General features: G+C 71.0%; 16 protein-coding genes. 2 read left to right on the top strand and 14 right to left on the bottom strand.

Going from position 1 to position 18849, the window contains the following annotated elements:
- Positions 1 to 73 precede the first annotated feature (73 nt).
- The 7 genes from ACQEVU_RS34320 to ACQEVU_RS34290 all read right to left on the bottom strand — a co-directional run bounded on the left by ACQEVU_RS34320 (position 74) and on the right by ACQEVU_RS34290 (position 7987).
- On the bottom strand, positions 74 to 481 hold the full coding sequence (locus tag ACQEVU_RS34320; RefSeq protein ID WP_433330972.1) for a hypothetical protein: 408 nt from the start codon (positions 479 to 481) through the stop codon (positions 74 to 76).
- Positions 474 to 2636: a hypothetical protein gene (locus ACQEVU_RS34315; RefSeq protein WP_433330970.1), complete on the bottom strand. Its 2163-nt coding sequence runs from the start codon at positions 2634 to 2636 to the stop codon at positions 474 to 476. The genes ACQEVU_RS34320 and ACQEVU_RS34315 overlap by 8 nt, the downstream gene beginning before the upstream one ends.
- The gene (locus ACQEVU_RS34310; protein ID WP_433330968.1) at positions 2633 to 4468 is read right to left on the bottom strand and encodes a hypothetical protein; all 1836 of its coding nucleotides are present in this window, start codon (positions 4466 to 4468) and stop codon (positions 2633 to 2635) included. Before ACQEVU_RS34310 ends, ACQEVU_RS34315 begins: the two co-directional genes overlap by 4 nt.
- Complete coding sequence (locus ACQEVU_RS34305; RefSeq protein WP_433330966.1) at positions 4465 to 5964, bottom strand: hypothetical protein; 1500 nt, start codon at positions 5962 to 5964, stop codon at positions 4465 to 4467. Before ACQEVU_RS34305 ends, ACQEVU_RS34310 begins: the two co-directional genes overlap by 4 nt.
- 29 nt (positions 5965 to 5993) lie before the next feature.
- Positions 5994 to 6332 carry a hypothetical protein gene (locus ACQEVU_RS34300; RefSeq protein ID WP_433330964.1) on the bottom strand — a complete coding sequence of 113 codons (339 nt, stop codon included), beginning with the start codon at positions 6330 to 6332 and terminating at the stop codon, positions 5994 to 5996.
- 269 nt (positions 6333 to 6601) lie between these two features.
- A complete protein-coding gene (locus tag ACQEVU_RS34295) occupies positions 6602 to 7459 on the bottom strand; it encodes a helix-turn-helix domain-containing protein (protein ID WP_433330962.1) in 858 nt (285 codons plus the stop codon).
- 9 nt (positions 7460 to 7468) lie between these two features.
- Positions 7469 to 7987 carry a DUF6879 family protein gene (locus tag ACQEVU_RS34290; RefSeq protein ID WP_433330960.1) on the bottom strand — a complete coding sequence of 173 codons (519 nt, stop codon included), beginning with the start codon at positions 7985 to 7987 and terminating at the stop codon, positions 7469 to 7471.
- Between the two features lie 670 nt (positions 7988 to 8657).
- Here ACQEVU_RS34290 and ACQEVU_RS34285 point away from each other — a divergent pair.
- Entirely contained in the window at positions 8658 to 9704 is a 1047-nt protein-coding gene (locus ACQEVU_RS34285) for a helix-turn-helix domain-containing protein (RefSeq protein ID WP_433330958.1), read from the top strand.
- Here ACQEVU_RS34285 and ACQEVU_RS34280 read toward each other — a convergent pair.
- The gene (locus ACQEVU_RS34280; RefSeq protein WP_433330956.1) at positions 9638 to 10033 is read right to left on the bottom strand and encodes a VOC family protein; all 396 of its coding nucleotides are present in this window, start codon (positions 10031 to 10033) and stop codon (positions 9638 to 9640) included. The genes ACQEVU_RS34285 and ACQEVU_RS34280 overlap by 67 nt on opposite strands.
- Positions 10034 to 10069: 36 nt before the next feature.
- A complete protein-coding gene (locus tag ACQEVU_RS34275; protein WP_433330954.1) occupies positions 10070 to 11332 on the bottom strand; it encodes a hypothetical protein in 1263 nt (420 codons plus the stop codon).
- Positions 11333 to 11351: 19 nt separating this feature from the next.
- On the opposite strand from ACQEVU_RS34275, the gene ACQEVU_RS34270 reads away from it, so the two are divergent.
- Positions 11352 to 12152: a DNA alkylation repair protein gene (locus ACQEVU_RS34270; protein WP_433330952.1), complete on the top strand. Its 801-nt coding sequence runs from the start codon at positions 11352 to 11354 to the stop codon at positions 12150 to 12152.
- Here the strand turns inward: ACQEVU_RS34270 and ACQEVU_RS34265 are convergent.
- Genes ACQEVU_RS34265 through ACQEVU_RS34245 form a run of 5 tightly spaced genes read right to left on the bottom strand, consistent with a single transcriptional unit; the run spans position 12133 to position 18280 of the window.
- Positions 12133 to 13566 carry a cation:proton antiporter gene (locus tag ACQEVU_RS34265; RefSeq protein WP_433330950.1) on the bottom strand — a complete coding sequence of 478 codons (1434 nt, stop codon included), beginning with the start codon at positions 13564 to 13566 and terminating at the stop codon, positions 12133 to 12135. The genes ACQEVU_RS34270 and ACQEVU_RS34265 overlap by 20 nt on opposite strands.
- The gene (locus tag ACQEVU_RS34260; protein ID WP_433330948.1) at positions 13563 to 14609 is read right to left on the bottom strand and encodes a pyridoxal phosphate-dependent aminotransferase; all 1047 of its coding nucleotides are present in this window, start codon (positions 14607 to 14609) and stop codon (positions 13563 to 13565) included. The genes ACQEVU_RS34265 and ACQEVU_RS34260 overlap by 4 nt, the downstream gene beginning before the upstream one ends.
- Positions 14606 to 15676: a hypothetical protein gene (locus ACQEVU_RS34255; protein ID WP_433330946.1), complete on the bottom strand. Its 1071-nt coding sequence runs from the start codon at positions 15674 to 15676 to the stop codon at positions 14606 to 14608. Before ACQEVU_RS34255 ends, ACQEVU_RS34260 begins: the two co-directional genes overlap by 4 nt.
- On the bottom strand, positions 15669 to 16859 hold the full coding sequence (locus ACQEVU_RS34250; protein WP_433330944.1) for an aminotransferase class I/II-fold pyridoxal phosphate-dependent enzyme: 1191 nt from the start codon (positions 16857 to 16859) through the stop codon (positions 15669 to 15671). Before ACQEVU_RS34250 ends, ACQEVU_RS34255 begins: the two co-directional genes overlap by 8 nt.
- Positions 16856 to 18280, bottom strand: a complete 1425-nt coding sequence (locus ACQEVU_RS34245) for a coproporphyrinogen-III oxidase family protein (protein ID WP_433330942.1) — start codon at positions 18278 to 18280, stop codon at positions 16856 to 16858. The genes ACQEVU_RS34250 and ACQEVU_RS34245 overlap by 4 nt, the downstream gene beginning before the upstream one ends.
- Between the last annotated feature and the right edge of the window lie 569 nt (positions 18281 to 18849).

Genomic DNA, 18849 nt, shown 5'->3' with positions numbered 1-18849 from the left:
AGACTCCGGCGGATAGCCTCAAACGCCGCGCTTGCTTTGACTTCCAGCATCGCGCAACACGGCCCGTGGCAGTTCAGCCTGACCGTGGCTGCGTCAGCCGGCGAACGTTGCTCGGCGGCAGCGCATGCTCTTCGATCTGCCGCAGCCGCTCGCTGAGCTGGTAGATGGTCTGTGCGTAGGCGTCGATGCGTTCGCGTAGCTCGTTGTTCTCGGTGCGGAGCCTGGCGTTGGTCTGTTGAAGATCGGTGACTTCGGCGGCCATGGTCTGGTAGGCGGCGGGAACGCCGTTCGCCGACGCGCGACGGCGTTCGAATTCCTCTTTGAGGTCCGGGTGCTTGTGGGTGAGTACCCAGCGCTTGACACCGGCCTCGGTAGCGAGTTGCAGCACGGTCAGCGCGCCGGTGGAGCGGTGCGGGGTTCCGTCGAGGAGCCGCTGCATCGCCGCGGTGATCGCCTCGCGCTCGGCGTCCCGGTCACCCACGACGAGATCCCCGTTCGTGCTCGGTGATGATCGTGGTGAGCCGGTCGAGTTCGCGCCGCTCCCGGTCGGCCCGGATCGGCGGTGTCAGGGGGTCGTTGACGATCGTCCGAAGCTGCTCGACACGCTCGCGTAGCGCGGCGATGTCGCGGTCGGTGCGGGCGATGTTGCCGCAGTGTGGTCGGCAGTCGTCCAGGTCCGGGGTGCGTCGGTGGTCACGTTCGTCGCGGGCGACCCGGCAGGCGGCCTTGTGCGGGTCGAGGACGCAGGTCATGCCTTTGCCTTGGTAGATCTGCAGATCGGGGTCGGCGAGGAGGGCGGCGGCTTCCCGGTTGGTGCGCAGTACCCGGCCGGCGAAGCGGGTGGCGGCGTTGACCCGCTGCCGGTAGGTGGCAGCGGCCGCGCCGCTGACATGCTCGCCCTGCTGCAGCCGCTCGTGATCTTCGGCCATCGTCTCCAGCTTGGCCAGCCACTGCTCGAAGGCGAGGTCGTCGGGGAAGCCGGAGGCGTAGCTGCCCGAGTAGCCCAGTGTCATCGCGACGCTGACGTGTCCGTACTGGATTGCGGCGGCGACCATGCCGCGTGGCTTGCGGGCGATGAACCACGCCAGCGTGCGCCGCAGCCGGGCCGGGTGCAGCGTGCCGTTCGGATCGGGTGGGATGCTGTCGCCGCGGCCGGTGGCGGCGCAGTACCGGTTGACCCAGGCGCAGAAGATGCCGAGGTCGCGGGTGACGAGGGTGTCGTTGCGGGACCGGCCATGGCGGGAGCGTGCGGCGCTGTCGGCACGGCCGTCGACTTCCAGTGTCCTGGGGAACAGCAGGTCGTCGCTGTGCAGGCGTTGCATCACGGTGACGGCGGTAGCGACCGGGGCGACGACGACCCACGGGTCGGGCCGGGTCACGCCTTGCGGAATCTTGTTGCCACCCGAATCGCGGGCCTGTTTGAAGTACCTGCCGCGCAGGAGGATCAGGCCGGACGCGGCGTCGTGTTCGATGCAGCCGCGCCGCAGGTTGAGGGTCTCGCCGAGGCGTTGGCCGGACAGGTATCCGATGACCGTGTAGCAGGCGGCCATCAGCAGCCGGGCAAGTTCGGGCACCTCGTCCCAGGCGATCGGGCGCGTTCGCCACGCAACGCCGTCGATGGTGGCGGTGACCGGCGCGAACAGGTAGCAGTCGTCGTCGACCGGCAGCCCGCTGTTTTCGAGGATCTGCCGGTGGCGGGCGACACCGTCGCTGATCTGGCCGACGGCCAGCCGGCCGAGGTGGTAGGTGTTGACGGCCAGCGTGCCGTCCGCCTGGCGTCTGCCGGGTAGGCCGCGGCCCGCGGCGCGGTAACGCTCGACGACGGCGGACAGCCGGTCGGATACCGCGTTGTGGCTCTGCCGCCGGGCCGGCCGTTCCTGTCCGGTCAGGCGGCGGCGGTTGGGGCTGAGGTTGACCAGGCTCTTGTACTCGTCGAAGGCGGTGATGATGTCCTCGGCGAAGTCCTCGACGAACCGCAGGCTCCACGACAGCAGACGCGTCATGGTCGCCGGGTGGATCCGGGGTGTGCGGTTCTCGCCCTTGGCCGGACGGATGCCCAGGACGTCGTGGATGCGTTCGCCGCCCCACGGCGGGGCCTCAGGCAGCCGGTCAGCATGGGGCAGCAACGCACGCATCGCCCACAGCCGCGCCACGGCCGCGAGAAGGTCTACCTGCTGGCCGTGGCTGACGCCGCTGTGACGGACATCGACCGCGTACCGGCCAAGCTGCGCCGCGGTGACGTCGGCGAAGCGGGAGACGCCGCGCAGCCACAGCCATTCGCAGAACCGGGTGACGAACCCAACCGTGGCCGAGACGGTCTTGACCGCTGGCCTGCTCGTGCGCCCCCCGAATGCCGTGTTCGCGTCCATATCCTCGTTGAGCATCAGCCACGCGGCGTGCTTGACCGGCTCGCGGAACGCTGCCGGGACGGCGGCCATGTTCAGGGTGAGTGTCTTGGCGTGGGCCTCGTGCAGCGCCGGGGTCAGCACCCACCGGTCGTCGCCGAAGCGCGACAACGCCGCCGGATCGACGTGCGGGCGCAGGGGCCGGTTGGCCAGCACCAGCATGTCCGCGGCCGGCCGACCCGTCCGGGTCGTCCGCTTTGGCAGCGGCCGGGCGGCTGCGGCGGCGCTCATGTCCAGTCCAGCTCTCGGCGCAGGAACCGGTCGACCAGATCCCGCTGGGCGTCGGTGGCGTTGACGCGGGCGTCGGCGACCGCGCCGGGCCCGTACTGGGCCAGCAGATCCGCCAGCTGCGTCGCCGGCGCGACGAACCGCTGCGCCCAGGCCAACGGTGTCATCCGCGCCCGGCGGGCAAGCAACTCGTCATGAACAAGAACCTGGACCGGCAGGTGCGCCGGAGTCGCGCGGGCGCACGGACACGACAGGCACAGCAGAAACGAGGCGGTGCACGGGCTTCCAGCCTCGCTGTGCGGGCTGCGAAGGTTATCGACGCAGCCGGCGAGCACCGTGTCGAGCCTGCCGGCGACCAGGTCGGGCACCGCTTCGGCGGGCATGTCCAGCACGGCGGCGACCGCGGCCGGATCCGACGCGGCGTTGGACACGTCACTGGCCGACAGCACCCGCAGCGGGCGCACGGCCCGGGCGAGGTCGACCTGCTGCTCCAACACGGTCGCGACGAGCCGCTGGTAGTCGGCGAGGTTGCCGCGGTTGCGGGCGAGATACTCGTTGACCAGGGTGCGCTCGGTCTGGGCCACCGGCCGCTGGTGCAGTTCCAGGAAGGTCAGCCGCAACCGGCGGGCATCCAGCCGCAGCGGCGGCCCCTGCTCGTCTTCCCTGCCGGCGGGCGGGTCGCAGCGCAGACCCGCCCCGGACCGGGACCACAGGTAGATCGCCTGCGACGGGAGCCCGGCACGGAACCCGCGTCCGCGCGGGCCGCCACGGTCGCTGTAGAAGGCGAGGACCCGGTCGGTGCCCAACCAGGCGCGGCTGGCCTGCCCGAGGTCGACCAGCAGCGTGTAGACACCGAACGGAGTGTCGAGCCGGTCGCCGCTCCGCCGCCCCTGCGGCGAGGCGTCGAGCAGGGCGACACTCATGTGGGCCGACCGCGACCCGCGCCGCGGCTTCACCAGGTCGACCACCGCCGACGCCAACACCCCGGCATTCCCATCCGGGCGCAGGTGCGCGACCGACGCGGAGTCGATCGTGCCCGCGTTCTGGCCGGTGAGGCAGATCAGCAACACGGCCGCAGCGGTGACCTCGGAGTAGGTCAGGTGCAGCCCGCCCATCAGCGCTGCCGGGCCACCATGATCTGCGACGCTGGCGTCGGGGCGGCCGGTTCGGGGAACGTCGCCGTGCCGGTCGACGTGATCGAGCAGTCGCCCCCGCTGCCACGCCCGGCCGTCAGCCGGGGCGACCTCGCCGTTGCGCCACGCGGCCAGATCGGCGCGGCCCTGCCGGATCCGGGTCTCTGCCCGCCGCAGCTCACCTTTGCACCGCGCGATGATCCGCCGGAACTCCGTCTCGCTGTAGCTGCGCACCGGCGTGTCGATCTTCGGTGCCGATGCGGTGGTCAGCCGGGCCGCGAACTCGTCAGGGGCCGGCGGGTCGGCGTGACGCAGCAGCGAACGTAGGCTGCCCAGATCCCGATGCAACGCGCGACCACCGGCAATGACGAAACCGTCGAGATGGGCCCGGCGAAGCTGCTCGGGCCGGCCGGGTGGTCGCTGCAACGTGGACAGATAACCGGTGAACCGTTTGAGGATCCGCAACGCGTTGCGTTGCGACGCCGCCCGGCGCAGCGGCCCGCTCGGCCCCGTCGCCGCCGCCACCGCGACGGCGAACCACTCCTGCAACGGCCGCGACACCGGCAGCTTCGTCAGGTCGATGTCATGGGGCGGGCCGCCGTCCTCCGGAAAGGCCCGGACCCGGCACTCGTCGGCGGAGACGAACAGCCGCTGCGGCTGCGTATAGCCCGGTTGCGGCAGCACCGCCGCGCGGCCCGTCACGGGCTCACCGCGGCCTGCTCGGGCGCTGTCACGACCTGCGGATGGGCGGCGAACATCTCGGCCATCAACGCCGACACCATCGCCCCGTGCGCGTGCTCGATCAGTAGCGCCACGTCCAGATCCCGGAACGGCTCAAGATAGACGTTCATCGTCGTGGCGATATCGGCGTGGCCGAGCAACGTCTTGACCAGGTACCAGGTGTCGCCGAACTGGGCGCGGAAGTCCCGCAACTCGTCGGCGTCGAGATGGCTGAACCGCCGCTCGTAGAGCAGCCGCCCGACCGAGAACCAGCGCAGCGCGAACGAGTGGCGCAGCAGATGCGCGGTCGCCCGCACTGACGCCAACCCCGCCCGCGCGACCCGCTGGTTAGCCACATCGAACGTGTGCTGCCACCCATGTGGCTCACGCGGTAGCCCATCCTCGTTCAGCCACAACGCCGCCGGTGCCAACCCAACCGAGGTCTGCACGAACACCCGCGCCCGCACGGCCGGATCCAACACATCCAGCGACACCATCCCAACCGCGCCCGACGCGTCCACCAACTCGACTCGGCGGCGGGCCATCACCCGCCGCAGCACCAGCACACCGGCCAACCTGTCGTAGCGGCCGGCCTGCTGCGCCCGCCTGACCGCTGCGGCCCGTTCCACCTCGACGTAGGCGAGCACGTCGGCGAGGACCTGCCGGGGCATCCAGAAGCGGCGGCCCCGCTCGTTCTTCGCGCACGCCGACGCCAGCCAGCACGTGAAGTAGCCGCGACCAGCATCATCGGTGGGCAACTCGGCCATCAGGACGCTGGCCCACTCGGTCAACCGCAGACCGGTGCCGTACAAGCCATCTGCGAACGCGCAGTCACGCTGGCTGTTTCGCCCGCGCCACCGGTCGACCTCGCGCCCTTCGCGGTCGAGGCCGCGCAGCCCCACATCCCGCCACAACGCGTACCCGCCAGGATCCAGCCACTTGACATCGCGATCGCGCAGCACGTGCGGCATCGCCTCGAACCCGGCCGTCCGCTCCCGGCGGCGGCCCCGCACGTGATGGCGCGCCACCGGGTTGACCACGCCGTACCGCACCGCAGCCCACTCGTAGAAACACGAGACCGCCATCAGGTTGTCCAACACGCTCGCACCGGCGACCCGCTGTGGATTGGCCGCATCGGTCATCCGCCAGAACTTGAACCCGTCAACCTCGTGCTGTGTCGCCGCCGACCACGAACAACCCACCGCGTCGAGAAAGCCCAACCAGACCCCGAGCCCACGCCCGTACTTGTCCCGCGTCCCGGCAGCGCGGTTGCGCATCCGAGGCGAGCACAGAAACGCGTTCACCGCGGACACCACGACCCCATCGGAGCGGATCAGAAACTCCTGCCCCGGCTCGATCGACACAGGCGTCGCAAGCGCTCGCGCCGCCATCAGCACCGGATCGGCCACCATCGGCGCCGGGACCTCCGCTGCCCACCTGTGCAGCCGCCACACCGGCCGAGCCTGGGTCACCGTCACGGGTCATAGCAGAACACAGGACAAGCCAGTTAGACTGGTACAACACTCGGAAATCGGTACAGAACGGAGCCGATCTCAAGTACCCGGGAACCGGGCCGGATCCGGGCGGTCTCCAGCATGTACGCCTGCAGCCACGGCGCCGAGATCGAGCTGGTGGCTCTGCCGTCGGGGCCGCGTTTGGTGACCACGATGTTGTTGGCGTACGCGGTGGCCAGCTCCGTGCCGACTGGGGCAAACGCCTCTCGCGGGACGGCGCGGAAGGCGCACTCGACCGTGGGGGTGGTGATCGTGCCGTCGGCGAGCAGTATCTCGACGAGGCGGGCGCGTAGATCATCGGCGGCCGTTACAGGCCTCGTCAGCTCGGTCAACAGTGGACTCCTTCTCGATGGGGGCGGACGCCGCGGATTCTCCGCTGCTGTAGGGCTCGGTGTGCCAAGGCGGTGAAGGGGTGCGGCTTGTTCAGCCTGATTTCGCGGGTTGACGGACGGTTGCTGCGGCCGGTGGGTTGCCCCGGCGGGAGCGAGCGTCGAGGTTGTCGCCCGGCAACAAGGGACGATGCCATCGGCGTGTGGGGTATTCCGGAGCGCCGTGATGCGTGGGGCTGCGTTGCCGCCAGCTCGCCCACGGTCGCTCGGGTTCACGAGGTCGCCGGCTGTTGGAGCAGCTTGTCTCGGGCTCGCCCGATGAGCGCTTTTGCGTTCCGACCGAAGACCGCTGTCCGTCGCATTCTCTCGAAGGCGGCGGCGTAGAGCTCGATCTCCTCCGGGCGGGTGATGTCCAAGCCGGTGGTCAGCGTCTCGACTTGAACGAGGGAGTCGTCGAAGATCCAGAATGAGGTCTGGCTGTGCCCGTCGAGGCCGGTTGCTGCCGGGATCAGGCCGAGTGACACTCGCGGGAGGTTGATGACCTCCGCGAGGCGGTCCAGCTGGTCGAGCATGGCCGGCGCAGAAGGGACCCTGCTATAGAGGACCTGCTCCGCGAGCAGGAAGATAAACCGTCGTTGGCCGAGGCGAAGGATGCGTTGGCGGTCCATGCGGATCGCGTTGGCGGCCTCGGTGTCGTCCTCGGGCAGTGACATCACGTTTCGCCAGTGCGCCATCACGGCCATCGAGTACGCTTCGGTCTGGATGAGGCCCGGGACGATCCAGTGCTCGTGTACCCGGAAGAGGATGGTGCGCTCGTAGAGCGCCACCCACGGTTCCTGGAGTTGGCGCAACCCGCGGCGTGCTGCGTGGCGGTAGTCGCGGTACAGCGTGTCCACGGCGCGCATCTGCGCAATGAGGTCCGTGACTTGGGCGTCCGCGTCGCACGCGGCGCACCATGTTCGGATGTCCGCGTCGGACAAGCTCTGCCCGCCGTGCTCGACGCGGGAGATCTTGGTGTAGTGGAAGCCGGTGGCGGCGGCGAGCTGCCGTCCCGAGAGGCCCGCGTCGAGGCGGATCTCCCGGAGACGGTTGCCGAACGCTTCGCGGGCTCGCTGCTGTGTGCTGGACACGAACGTGGGTCAGTTGGGCTTGTACTCGTGATGCGGAATGCCGATGCGCCACACAGCTTCGAAGGCGGCAGTGCACAGTTCGATGTCGTGTGGGTCCGTGCTGGTCGTGAAGTCGATGTTGCGGCCGTTGCCTGCGTAGTGGTGGAAGATGACGAGCCGGTGGTCGAGCATCCAGAAGTCGTTGCCCGGAAACGCGATCGACGACACCAGCCGGCGAGGCACCCAACGATGCTGCTCGCCAGCGTCCTCGCTGGCCCCGAAGACGGTGTATGCCCAGCGCTGGTAATCCGACAGCGGTTCCGAAACCACGTGCACCCGGCGCAGCGACTTGCCGTCGTCGACAAAGCCGCGCACGTCATCACACCAGGGCTGCATAAAGGCAAGATCCGTCGGCTCACCTGCGGCCCAAGCAGCCAGATGCGGCAGCTCGACCTCAGTGCCGTACGCGTCGCGCATCTCCAGATGCACTGACTCCCTGTCGAAGTGTCTGATCGCCTCCTCGAACTCGGCAACGGTTAGACGGGCCATCAGTCTCCTTCCGCAAAGAACGGAACCATCCTGTCTGGGATCTCGACGCAGCTCTCACCTGCGGGGATGCCCATCTCCGCAAGCACCGCGGGGTCGGTGACAACCCATCCCTGCACGATCCAGCTGCCCCTGTCTGTCTTGTACAGGGTCGGCGAGTTGGTCGGCGCAGACTCCGGGTCGGCTGCAATCAACCTAATCCGCACGGCTCCTCCTGTCCCGATGAGTGCGCGATGTTGCGCACAAAGGCCAGTCTCGCGACGGTACGCCACGTGCGTCAATGCTGCGTACTGCCAGCCAGAGCCGATGTGCAGAGTGGGCCGGCCAACGCGCGACGCCGGGCTGCCAGCATCCGAGGACGACGCCAGGGCATGCCCGCGGTGTTCCCATTTCGACGTCGGCTCGGGCGCTACGTTGTCGCGAGGACGGTGGGGTGCGCGGGCCACCTCGCACGAGGGCTGGTCCCTACGGATGATGTTCGAGGGCCTGCATTCGGCTGCCGCCTGCGGTGGCCCCAGCGCGCACGGTTCCCGGCGCGGTGCTGGCCGAGGTTAGCGAGTTGCTGCAACTCTCCGCAACAACGTGGCCCCGGGCCCGCGACTGCTCCTAGCGTTGGCTCAGGCACGCGCGCCTGATCAATGCCAGCCCGCTCACCGAAGTCAATCCGCGTTTCGTGAGGAGGAGGTTCGTGGCATCCGACGTTGTCGCTGGCAACCCGCGTCACACGGCTGACGTCTGCTCCTTCGGAGGCCAGTTGCGCCAGTGGCGGCACCGGCACAATTGGAGCCAACGCGAACTCGGTGCCGCCACGTTCTTCAGCCGTGAGTACGTCGCTCGGATCGAGCGCGGCGAACGCAGACCAACCGCAGACTTCGTCGCCCGCGCCGAGGCCGCGCTGGCGGCCGGTGGACAGCTCCAGCACACCTTCACCCAGGAAGAACAACGCCGGCACGGCGAGACTCGGCCGTGGGCCGCGCCCCGCCCAGTGCCGCGCCGCCGAGGCAAGATCACGATTTCGGCCGGTCGGCTGCGGTCCGCGGCGGGCGACGTTTCCACCGGTGAGCGGTCGTCGAGTTGGTGGACGGCGTTCGACGAGCTGCACCGCGTGCTTCAGGACGAGCTTGAGCCGGTTGATGCCGATGCGGACGTCATGGATCTGGAGCAGCAGTGCGCCGACCTTGCCGCCGGCGCCGGTGACGAGAGCAGTTGGGCCGAGGTGCTCGCTGCGGCCGCGCTTGGAATGGCTGACGCCGGCGCGCTGCTGCAGCGACCGCTGCCCAGCGATCACGCCGCGCGGCTCGTCGCTGTCGTGGCACAGTTCGCGATGCTGACCGGTGACGCGCTGGTGATGCTTGGCCGACATACGCGGGCCGATGAGTGGTACAGCCTGGCGGGCACAGTCCAGCGCCGGGCGGTGATGCCACCGCCCGGCGGGGAGCTGGACGAACCGTCCGTGGGGGAGACCGCTGGGACACCCGACGAAGATGGATCAATCCGGCTGGTATCGCGTGCATCCGCACTAGCGTCGTGGCGTGCGAGTGGGATTGTCCGCCGCCCGTCCGGGGGCGGCGGACATCCGGCGGGCCGGAGAGTGGCCCCGCGGTGGGCCTGTCGTATGGGACGGTGTGGCTGTTGTGGGCGTTCGCCGCCGGTTCAGGGTTGGGGAATGGAGGCGACTTCGAAGCGGGATCCGTCCGGGTCTTCGACGAACGTGGCGTAGTACCCGTCGGCGTATTCGGGGTAGTCGTGTGGTGGGTGCACGATCGTGCCGCCGGCGGCGGCTGCCGCGTGGTGGGCGGCGTCGACGGTGGTGCGGTCGTCGACCTGGAAGGCGAGGTGCTGCAGCCCGGGGGTGCCGTGCCGGTGCCGGGCGGTGTCGTCGCCTTCGACGGCGTAGATGAGGATTTCCGGGCCGTCGCCGAGGTAGATGAGTGGGCTTTCGAGGCCGCCTTCGCGGTGGTAGCCGAGTTCGGCGAGGAACCGGTCGTGGAAGGCGGCGCTGGTGCCGAGGTCGGCGGCGGTGAGTGCGAGGTGATGCAGCTGTGTCATGTGCTGTGCTCCAGGCTGGTGTGGATGTTGGTTGGGTCAGGATGTGGTGTAGCCGTACGGGGCAACGATCGACTGCAGACGGGTGTGAGCGTCGGTGGCGGTGGCTGCGCCGACGCCGATGGACAGCCCGGCGTCCGGGCGGTAGATCTGGTCGTGGAGGTCGGCGGCGTTGAGGTGCCAGCCCAGGACGTCCGGGTGCTGGCGGAGGCGGCGGGCGAGGCCGGCTTGGCTGGCGAGGTCCACGGCGTCTCGGCGGTCGTTGCTGAGGTAGCAGCAGGCGATCGCGGCGGCCGGATGGGTGCCTGTCCGGGCGCGCATGACGGCGGCGGTGAGCGGCTGGCCGATTGATGCGGCGAGGTGGGCGGCGCGTGGGTCGGTGCCGGTGACGGCTTGGACGGCGTGGGCGACGAGTCCGGCGCCGGGGCGGACGCCGACGTCGAGGACGTACCAGGTCTTGTGGTGCAGGCGCAGTTCGGCGTGCAGGGCGCCGTCGCGCAGGTGCAGTGTGGCGGCGATGCCGGCGATGATGGCCGGTATCGGCGGCAGTGCGGCAGCGATTTGCGGCTGGACGGGTGGGGTGCGCATGACCTGGTCGACGAACGGCTCGACCCGGGTGGCGGTGCATTTCTCGTGGACGACGGTGTGGACGATGGTGCCGGCGCAGACGATGGCGTCGACGCTGATCTCGAGCGCATCGGGGCCGCCGAGGTATGGACAGGCGATGGTCGCCACGCTGGTGTCGATGTGGCCGAGCTCGCGCAGCCGCTGGTAGATGGCCAGGTTCTCGGCGATGGTGAGGTGGGGCCGGTAGCGGTAGACGCCGCGGGAGCCGGCGCCGGTAGCGGGTTTGAGGATCGGTGCGGGTCCGAACTGGTCCAGGGCGGTGACGAGCAGGTCGGCGTCGAGGATCCCAGTGATGTGCGGTGGTGCGGGGACGCCGTTGGTGGTGAGGGCGGTGTAGAGGGCGGCTTTGTCGGTGACGAGCCGCCGCGCGGGTTCGAGCGGGAAGCCGGGGTTGAGCAGGGCGAGGGCGGTGGTCCACCAGTCGTCGAACCCGACGGCGCCGGCGAGGGGACGGCCGTTGTGCCGGCCGAGCATGTCGAGGATGGGCTGGGCGAGGTCGGGCAGGCCGGTGTCGAGCGGGATGAGGTGGTCGGGGCCGAGCTGGCGGAGGTGGACGCCACGGGTGAGGAGTTCGGCCATGGTGGCGGCGGCCGGGTCGGGGGTGCCGTAGACGGCGTAGACGGGGATGCCGGCCCCGGGCCGGGGTCCGGTCATGTCGAGGGCGGTTCCGGCCACGTCATAGCTCCAAGAAGAGGTGAGTGCGCTGATGGGCGATAGGTTCGACGGCATGGTGGTCAGCGCAGGGCCCGGGAACGCCACGCCGGCCGGTGCAGGTGAGCCGGGTCTGGCCGCCGCTGCCGCGACGCTGGCGGCGGCGGTACGGGCCGGGGTGCGGCAGCATGCCGATCCGGAGTATGTGGCGGGTACGGTGGCCGCACGGCGGCCGGGTAAGCCGGTGCTCGGGGTGCGGATTCCGCTGCTGCGCGGGGTGGTGCGGGCGGCGCTGCGCGTGGTGACACCCCGGCGCGGCTGCGCGGAGCCGGGGCTGGTGCGGGCGGCGGCGACGCTGCTGTGGCATGGCGACGTCCACGAGGACGAGCTGGCCGCCTGCATGCTGCTGCGCTTGGCTGGGGTCGCGCCGACGCCGGCGATGCTGGCTGGATGGGTGCCTCTGCTGGACAACTGGCTGTCGGTCGACGAGCTCGGCGGCGTGCTCGGCGCCGCTGTGCAATCTGGCCAGCTGGTGGTCGACGACGTGACTGGCCTTGCTGGCGGGTCGGTGTGGCAGCGGCGGCTGTTCCTGGTCGCGTTGATCACGCCGGTGCGGGCCGGGCTCGATCCGCAGGCGGTGCCGCGGCTCGCCGACGTGTTGCCCGATCCGGCGCAGCCGGTCCGCAAGGCCGCGCTGTGGCTGATCACGGCCGTGCTGAAGACACGGCCGGCGGCGGCCGAGCAGTTCGGACGGCTGCTGGCGGGTGAGGATGTGCCGTGCCCGCTGCTGCGGCTGCTCGGCCCGGCCGCGCCTGGGAAGCAGGTCATGCCGGCTCCGCCGTGACGGTGCTCGCCAGTCCGGTCTGCGCGCCAGCCGTTTCGTCGAACGGATGCGGCATGGTGGGTGTGCGGCGGGGCAGGCGGAGCAGGTCGAGCAGCGGCCCGGTGGCCGCGGTGGTCACCACGGCCATCACGACGAACACCGCGAAGGTGCGCGCGTCGATGAGGCCGGCGCTGGAGCCGATGCCCAGCAGCACCAGTTCGGTCACGCCGCGGCAGTTGAGCAGCACGCCCAGGGTGGTGGCGTCGCGCCACGGCAATCCGACGGATCGCCCGGCCAGCAGCCCGGAGGCGAGTTTGCTGGTGATGGCGACGGCGAGGACGAGTCCGGCCAGGGCGATGGCCGGGCCGGTGGTGAGCAGGTCGAGCCGGGTCCGGGCGCCGATCGCGGTGAAGAACAGCGGCAGCAGCAGCCATTCGGTGACGCCTTCGGCCATCGCCATCACCCGGCGGACCGTCAGCGTCTGGGCGGGCAGCGCCAGCCCGGCGAGGAAGGCGCCGAAGATGGCGTGCAGGCCGAGCCGTTCGGTAGCGACCGCGCAGGCCAGTACCGTGCACACCAGCAGCGCCGGCCGCAGCGGGGAGCCCTCGTCGCGGTCCGCGAGGAGCCGGCGCGCGGCGGGTCGCAGCACCCACCACACCGCGGCGGCGAACAGCAGCGCACCGGCGAGCCGCAACCCGGTCGCGGTGAGCGATCCGCGGTGCAGCAGGGACATGGTGACCGCGAGCAGGCACCAGATGGTGGCGTCGGCGACGGCCGCCGCGGCGGTCGCCAGCCCGCCGATCGGGCTGGTCAGCTGTCCCCGCTCGGCGAGGATGTGTGCCAGGACGGGCAGCGCGGTCGCACTCATGGCCAGCCCGACGAACAGCGCGTGCGGCAGCGCATCGATCCCCGCGGGCGGGGCGAGCGCGGTGACCGCGACGGCGACCCCGCCGAGCAGCGGCACGACGACGGTGGTGTGCCCGACCAGCAGCGCCACGCCGCGGGCCGGCTGCGTGCGTGCGGCGGCGAGTTCCTGGCCGATGCGCAGCACGAACAGGATCACGCCGAGCTGGCCGAGCACGTCGACGGTCGCGGCGGCACCGCCGCTGTGCAGCCATTGCAGGCCGTTTGGGGCGAGCTGGCCGAGGACGGACGGGCCGAGCAGCAGCCCGGCGGTGGCCTGGCCGATAACCCGTGGCTGGCGAAGCCGAGCGGCGGCGGCGCCGCCGAGGTGCGCTGCGGCGACGAGCACGGCCACCGTGAGCAGGATGTGCGGAACGTCGAACCCAGCTGCGCCGGTCGGCGACGCCGGGTCCGGGCCGGCCGGTCGTTGATCGTGGTGGGTGTACATGGCGAGGCCGGCCAGGGCTGCGGCGATGATGGCGCCCAGCCCGAGGTAGGTCGTGGTCAGGCGGCGAGTGCTGAGCAGGGTCACAGTTCCGCCACGCGTTTCGTGATGCGGTCGATGACGTCGGGCGGCTGGGCGATGCAGATCCGTACCGTGTCGGCGATGCCGCCGAACACCGTCCCGGGCAGCCCTACCAGACCGGCGCGGCGCAGCCGCTGTGCGGCGTCGCCGCCGGTGTGGGTGTGCAGCAGCAGATGCGTGCCGCCGGTGCCGGCCACGACATCGAGCGCTGGCGTGGTGCGGGCGGCGTCGATGATGCGGTTGCGGTCCTCGGCGAGGCGGTGGCGGCGCTCGGCGAGCTCGGCCGCGGTGTCCGGGTCGGTGAGGACCTTCGCGGCGAGGTGCTGGCCGAGCCGGCTCGTCGACATCGACAGGTGCGTCTTGACCCGCACGGCGGCATCGACGAGGGCAGGGTTGCGGGCGATCAGGCAGCCGATCCGGGCGCCGGGCAGCCGCAGCAGCTTCGACAGCGAGAAGACCACCACGACGCCGGCGCCCTGCAGCGCGCGGTGGACGCTGGCCAGGTCGTCGCCGGACAGGCCGGTGTGTGAGACGTCGCAGATCGTCCACGCCTCGGTGGTGGCCGGTACGCGCGGGGTGACGACCCCGGTCGGGTTGTGCGGCGAGCACAGCAGCATCGTCACGCCGGCCTCGCGTTGCGGCAGCACGCCCGGCACGGCGTACCAGGCCGGGGCCAAGTCAAGGAGGCGGGCCAGCTGCGCGAAGCCGGGGAATCCGGGGGCGGGCAGCAGGATCGGCTCGCCCGGTTCGGTGGTGCAGGCCATCGCCAGGTGCAGCGCTTCGCTGCCGCCGGCGGTGATAACTACTTCGCCCGGTGCGGCGCCGAACAGCTCGGCGATCGCGTGGCGCAGCGCCCAGTCCCCGGCGACGTCGCCGTACCCGGCGGTGAGCGCCGGGTGCAGTGCCAGCCGCTGGAGCGCGGCGACGGTGCTGCGCAGCGGTGGTGACCCGTCCCCACGCAGGTCCAGTTCCCCGGCGCCGACCGGGAAATCGTCGTAGCGGTGCGCGACGATCGCCTCGGCGCGGCGACTGACCCGCGCCCGCATCATGCGGTCACCGCTGCGGTCGCGGCCCGCCAGCCGGCTCTCAGCCCGTCGACGTGCACTGACGGCAGGCGGGCGTGTGCAGTGGCCAGCCACAACGCGGCCAGTTGCACGTCGATGCCGTCTTGGGCGGCGAACCCGCGCAGGGCGTGTTCTTCGACCGGGGTCAGGTTGAGCAGGCCGCACACCATCGGCACCACATCCGGCAGCGGTCGTCCGGCCAGCTGGGCGAGTTGCCTGCGGTGGTGCAGGAACAGCGCCAGCCGGTCGGCGCGCGGCTGGCCGGGGAGGCGGTGGCGGGCGAGGACCAGTTCAGCGATCAGGTTCCCGCCTCCGCGGCCCAGCCCGAGGACGGATACGTCCAGCCAGCGGGCCCCGGCCGCCGCGGCGGCCAGAGCGTTGGCGTAGCCGAAGGTGAGGAAGTCGTGGGCGTGGAACCCGACCGGCGTGTCGGTGACCTCGCGGACGGCGGCGATCAGGGCGGTGGTTCCGGCCGGGTCGAGCGCGCCGCAGGTGTCGGCCACATAGAGCACGTCCGGGTCGGTCACCGCGTCGATGTGGGCGGCGTGCTCGGCGAGCTCCCGGGGCTGGTACCGCGACGCGAGGGCGATGTTGACCGACACCCGCAGCCCGGCCTCGTGTGCCCGCCCGGCCAGCCGGGCGATGGGGTCCAGCCAGTCCGGGTGGTACACGAGCCGGAGCAGGTCCAGGCCCGCGTCGGCGTAGGCGTTGACGGCCAGCGGGGTGCCGTTCAGGGCGGTGGGGTGCACCATCGCGGCGAGCCGGGCCTCGTCGGCGGCGGCCGCGGCCAGATGCTCCGGCCGCAGGTGCGCCCCGACGCCGGCCTCGGCCACGCCGTGCTCGAGCGGCACCCCGCCGAGATAGCCCAGCTCGACCACGTCGACCCCCATCGGGCCGACGGCCACCGGATGGGTCGCGAGGACCTCGACCGGCCAGCGGAAATCGGTCTCGAACCCGCCGTCGCGTAGCGTCACGTCCAGCAGATGCACGCCGGCCAGCCGGTCCGCGCCCGCATCGTCCGCGGCCGGTGGGGGTGCGAAGTGGTCACGCATCGGCGCCTCGCAACGCGGCACGGACCGCGGCGGCCGCGGCGGCCGGGTCGAGGCCGGCTCGGGCGGTGCACAGCCGCACCCGCCCCGCCGCGCCGAACCCGCCACCTGGGGTGAGCCGCGCCGGGACCGTGGTCGGTGCGTCGCGGGGTTGGGTGTCCGGGTCGAGGGCGCTGGCGCACCAGATGTAGAGCGCGCCGTGTGACACCACTGTGACGCCGAGGTCGACCAGCAGCTTGACCGTCTCGTCGCGGGTCTGGTCGACGTCGGCGCGGACCTGGCCCAGCCAGGCTGTCGTGGCCGGAGCGGACAGCAGCTGCACGGCCAGACGCTGATCCACCACGCTGGTGCACGAGGCGTACGTGGCGCGGAACGCGGTCAACCGGCCGGTGATCGACGCATCGGCGAGCAGGAACCCGACCCGCAGCCCGGCCGTGGTCAACCATTTCGACGTCGAGTCGACCACGAGGTGGCGGGCCGGATCGTAGTCTGGGGCGAACATCGCCGAGACCGGCTCGGCCGCGAACCACCGGTACACCTCGTCCGACACCACCGCCAGGTCCAGGTCGGCTGCCACGGCCAGCAGGTCGTCCATGGTCGGCTGGTCGATGCTCACCCCGGTCGGGTTGTGCGGATAGTTCAGCACCAGCACGCTCGGGCGGACCCGGGCGGCAGCCACGACGTCCCGCAGCCGTTGCGGGTCCGCGGCGACCACGGCTGGGTGGTAGCCGAGGACCGGCACGTCGAGGCCGTGCGCCCAGATCTGGTATGGCTCCCACCCGGGCTGGGGCGCGAGGACTCCTTGGCGTCCGAAGCGGTGTAGCAGGTAGCGCATGGCGAGCCAGGCCGCCTCCTTCCCGCCGGCGGTCACCAGCACCCGGTCCGCCAGCTCCGCGGCGTCAGTGCTGTCAGCTGGCGCGCCGTTGGGGCGGATGGGCGCGGCAGCATGCACGTGCCGCAGGTAGGCCGTGCGCAACGCCAGCTCGCCAGCGGGATCGGCGTACCAGATCCGGTCCAGCCGTGCGACCGTGTCCGTGAGCTCGGCCCGTACCGGCGCCGGCAGCGGATACCGCGCCTCACCGACCGCCAGGTCCAGCCCGCCCGCGGTGTCCGTGGCGGGTCGGCGGCGGGCGTAACCGGTGGCGTTGACCCGCTGCAATGTGCGCAACAACTGCAGGTCGCTCATTGCGGCACCACCGCGAGCTGGCGGCGGGTGGCGGCGCCGGGCAGCGCGTTGAACGCGCCGAGGCGCTGCCGGCCGGCCCCATCGGCGATCCAGTCGAGGTTGTCGACATCACCGACCTCTGCGCTCATCCGCGCCACGATCTTGTGGTAGAGCCGCTGCTGGCTGTCGGAGAAGAAATGCGCCATCAGCTCGCTGTAGGTCAGCGTCCCCGGTTTGGTCAGCCGTAGCAGGTGCCCGTCGACGACCGCGAGGCCCTGCTCGACCAGGGTGTCGATCCGCGGCCGGTACACCTCCTCCAGCGATAGGACCGTCAGGTCGCGCAGGTCGAAGGTGAGCCGTTTCGGGAAGAACACCAGGCCCTTCTCGTAGGCGTGGTACGGCATCGCCGCCACCACCGGCAGTCCGCCTGCCTGGGCTCGGCGCACGTACTCGGACTCGGTGGCCTCGTTGTAGTAGGCCAGGCCCCGCAGCACCGAATAGGCGCCCGAGCCGACCCCGACTGCCTCGTCGCGGTACCCGCCGTACAGGGTGCTGAACATGTACCGGGTCGGCGGCGCCGCCGGGTCGCCGAAGCAGTACATGTTCTGCTCACCCATGTGCTCCAGCAGTTCGGCGCGGGCGGCGTGGAACATCGCCGACCGCTCCGCAAGCCCGGCCGGGCGGGGCAGCGCACCGCTGCGGATGCGGTCCATCCAGCCGGGCAGCGTCATCACGTAGTCCACTGGGTAGATCGACACGCTGCCGATCCCCGACGTGCCGGCCAGCCGCGCATCCGCCAGCGCGGCGTCGCGGTCCTGGCCGGGGAACCCGACCATCATGTCCAAGTTCGTGTTCGCGAAGTACCGCGTGGCCCAGCCGATCGCGGCGTGTACCTGCTCCAGGCTGGCGGTGATGTTGACCATGTCCCTGGTGGTCGGGTCGAACGACTGCACGCCGAAGCTGACCCGCGTGATCCCGAGCTCGGCCAGGGCCTGGAACTTGGCCTCGTCCACGCTCTTGGCCTCGAACTCGAACGAGATCTCCGCATCCGCCTTGACGTCGAATACGTCGCGGATCACCGCCAGCAGCGCGGCGATCTGCTCGACGGTCAGTACCGACGGGGTACCGCCACCGAGGTAGACCGCGTCGAGCGCCCACCGGCTGATCCGTTCGGTCGCGGCGAGCGTGCGCAGCTCGGTGTGCAGCGCCGCGAGATACGCGGTGACCCGTTGCGGGCTGGCGTGGCCGCTCTTGACGAACGGGCAGAACGTGCACAGCGTGTCGCAGAACGGGATGTGGACGTACAACGCCTTCATCCCGGCGACCCGGTCATCCGGAAACGCCGAATCCTCGCGGCCGAGGAACGCGTGCACCAGCGCTGCAGGATCGGCGAGGAAACGCTGGTCGAAGAACGGATAGGTGAACGATTCGAACGGCAACATCAGCAACCTCGATCAGGTACGGCGGCGCCAGCCGCACGGCAACCACGGGAACGGGCAGGAGCGGCCCGCCGGTCAGATACGGCTGAGACCGGCAGGCCGCGTACTGGCTAGCACCGTTGGCTAGCCGGCGCTCACGCGCCGCCGACGACCCACTTCTGCATGAAACCCACCTCCCTCGAAACCGTGTGTTCTCCCAACGCGGCGAACGCGTACGGGCGCCGGGACCACTCGCCGAACTCGCCGCGCAGCGATCTGCCCGATGACCGCCGGCCGGCCAGCCGACGTCGTCGGCGGTGGTCTTGGCTCGGCCGGGCCACGAGATGGTGACTCCCCGCGGCGCCCGCAGCGGCCCGTACGTTCGCCGCTGGTTCAGAACCGTAGGCATGCGAGCGCGCTTGGCGCAGGATCCCGCCTGGTACAGGTGGGCCAGCCGGCGCCTGTACCAAATCCGCCTGCGTTCGGCTGGGAGCGCTACCAGAGCCGGTCCGACCCCCGCACCTCACGGTGGAGCAGGTGGCTGGTACCGATCGGGCTCGCGGGTTTGTACCAGCGCTGCGGGTTCCAACGGC

The organism is Dactylosporangium sp. CA-139066 (assembly GCF_050936175.1).
Classification (GTDB): domain Bacteria; phylum Actinomycetota; class Actinomycetes; order Mycobacteriales; family Micromonosporaceae; genus Dactylosporangium.
The sequence above is the reverse complement of the archived record's forward strand: the minus strand, read 5'-3'. Positions and strand labels throughout refer to the sequence as shown.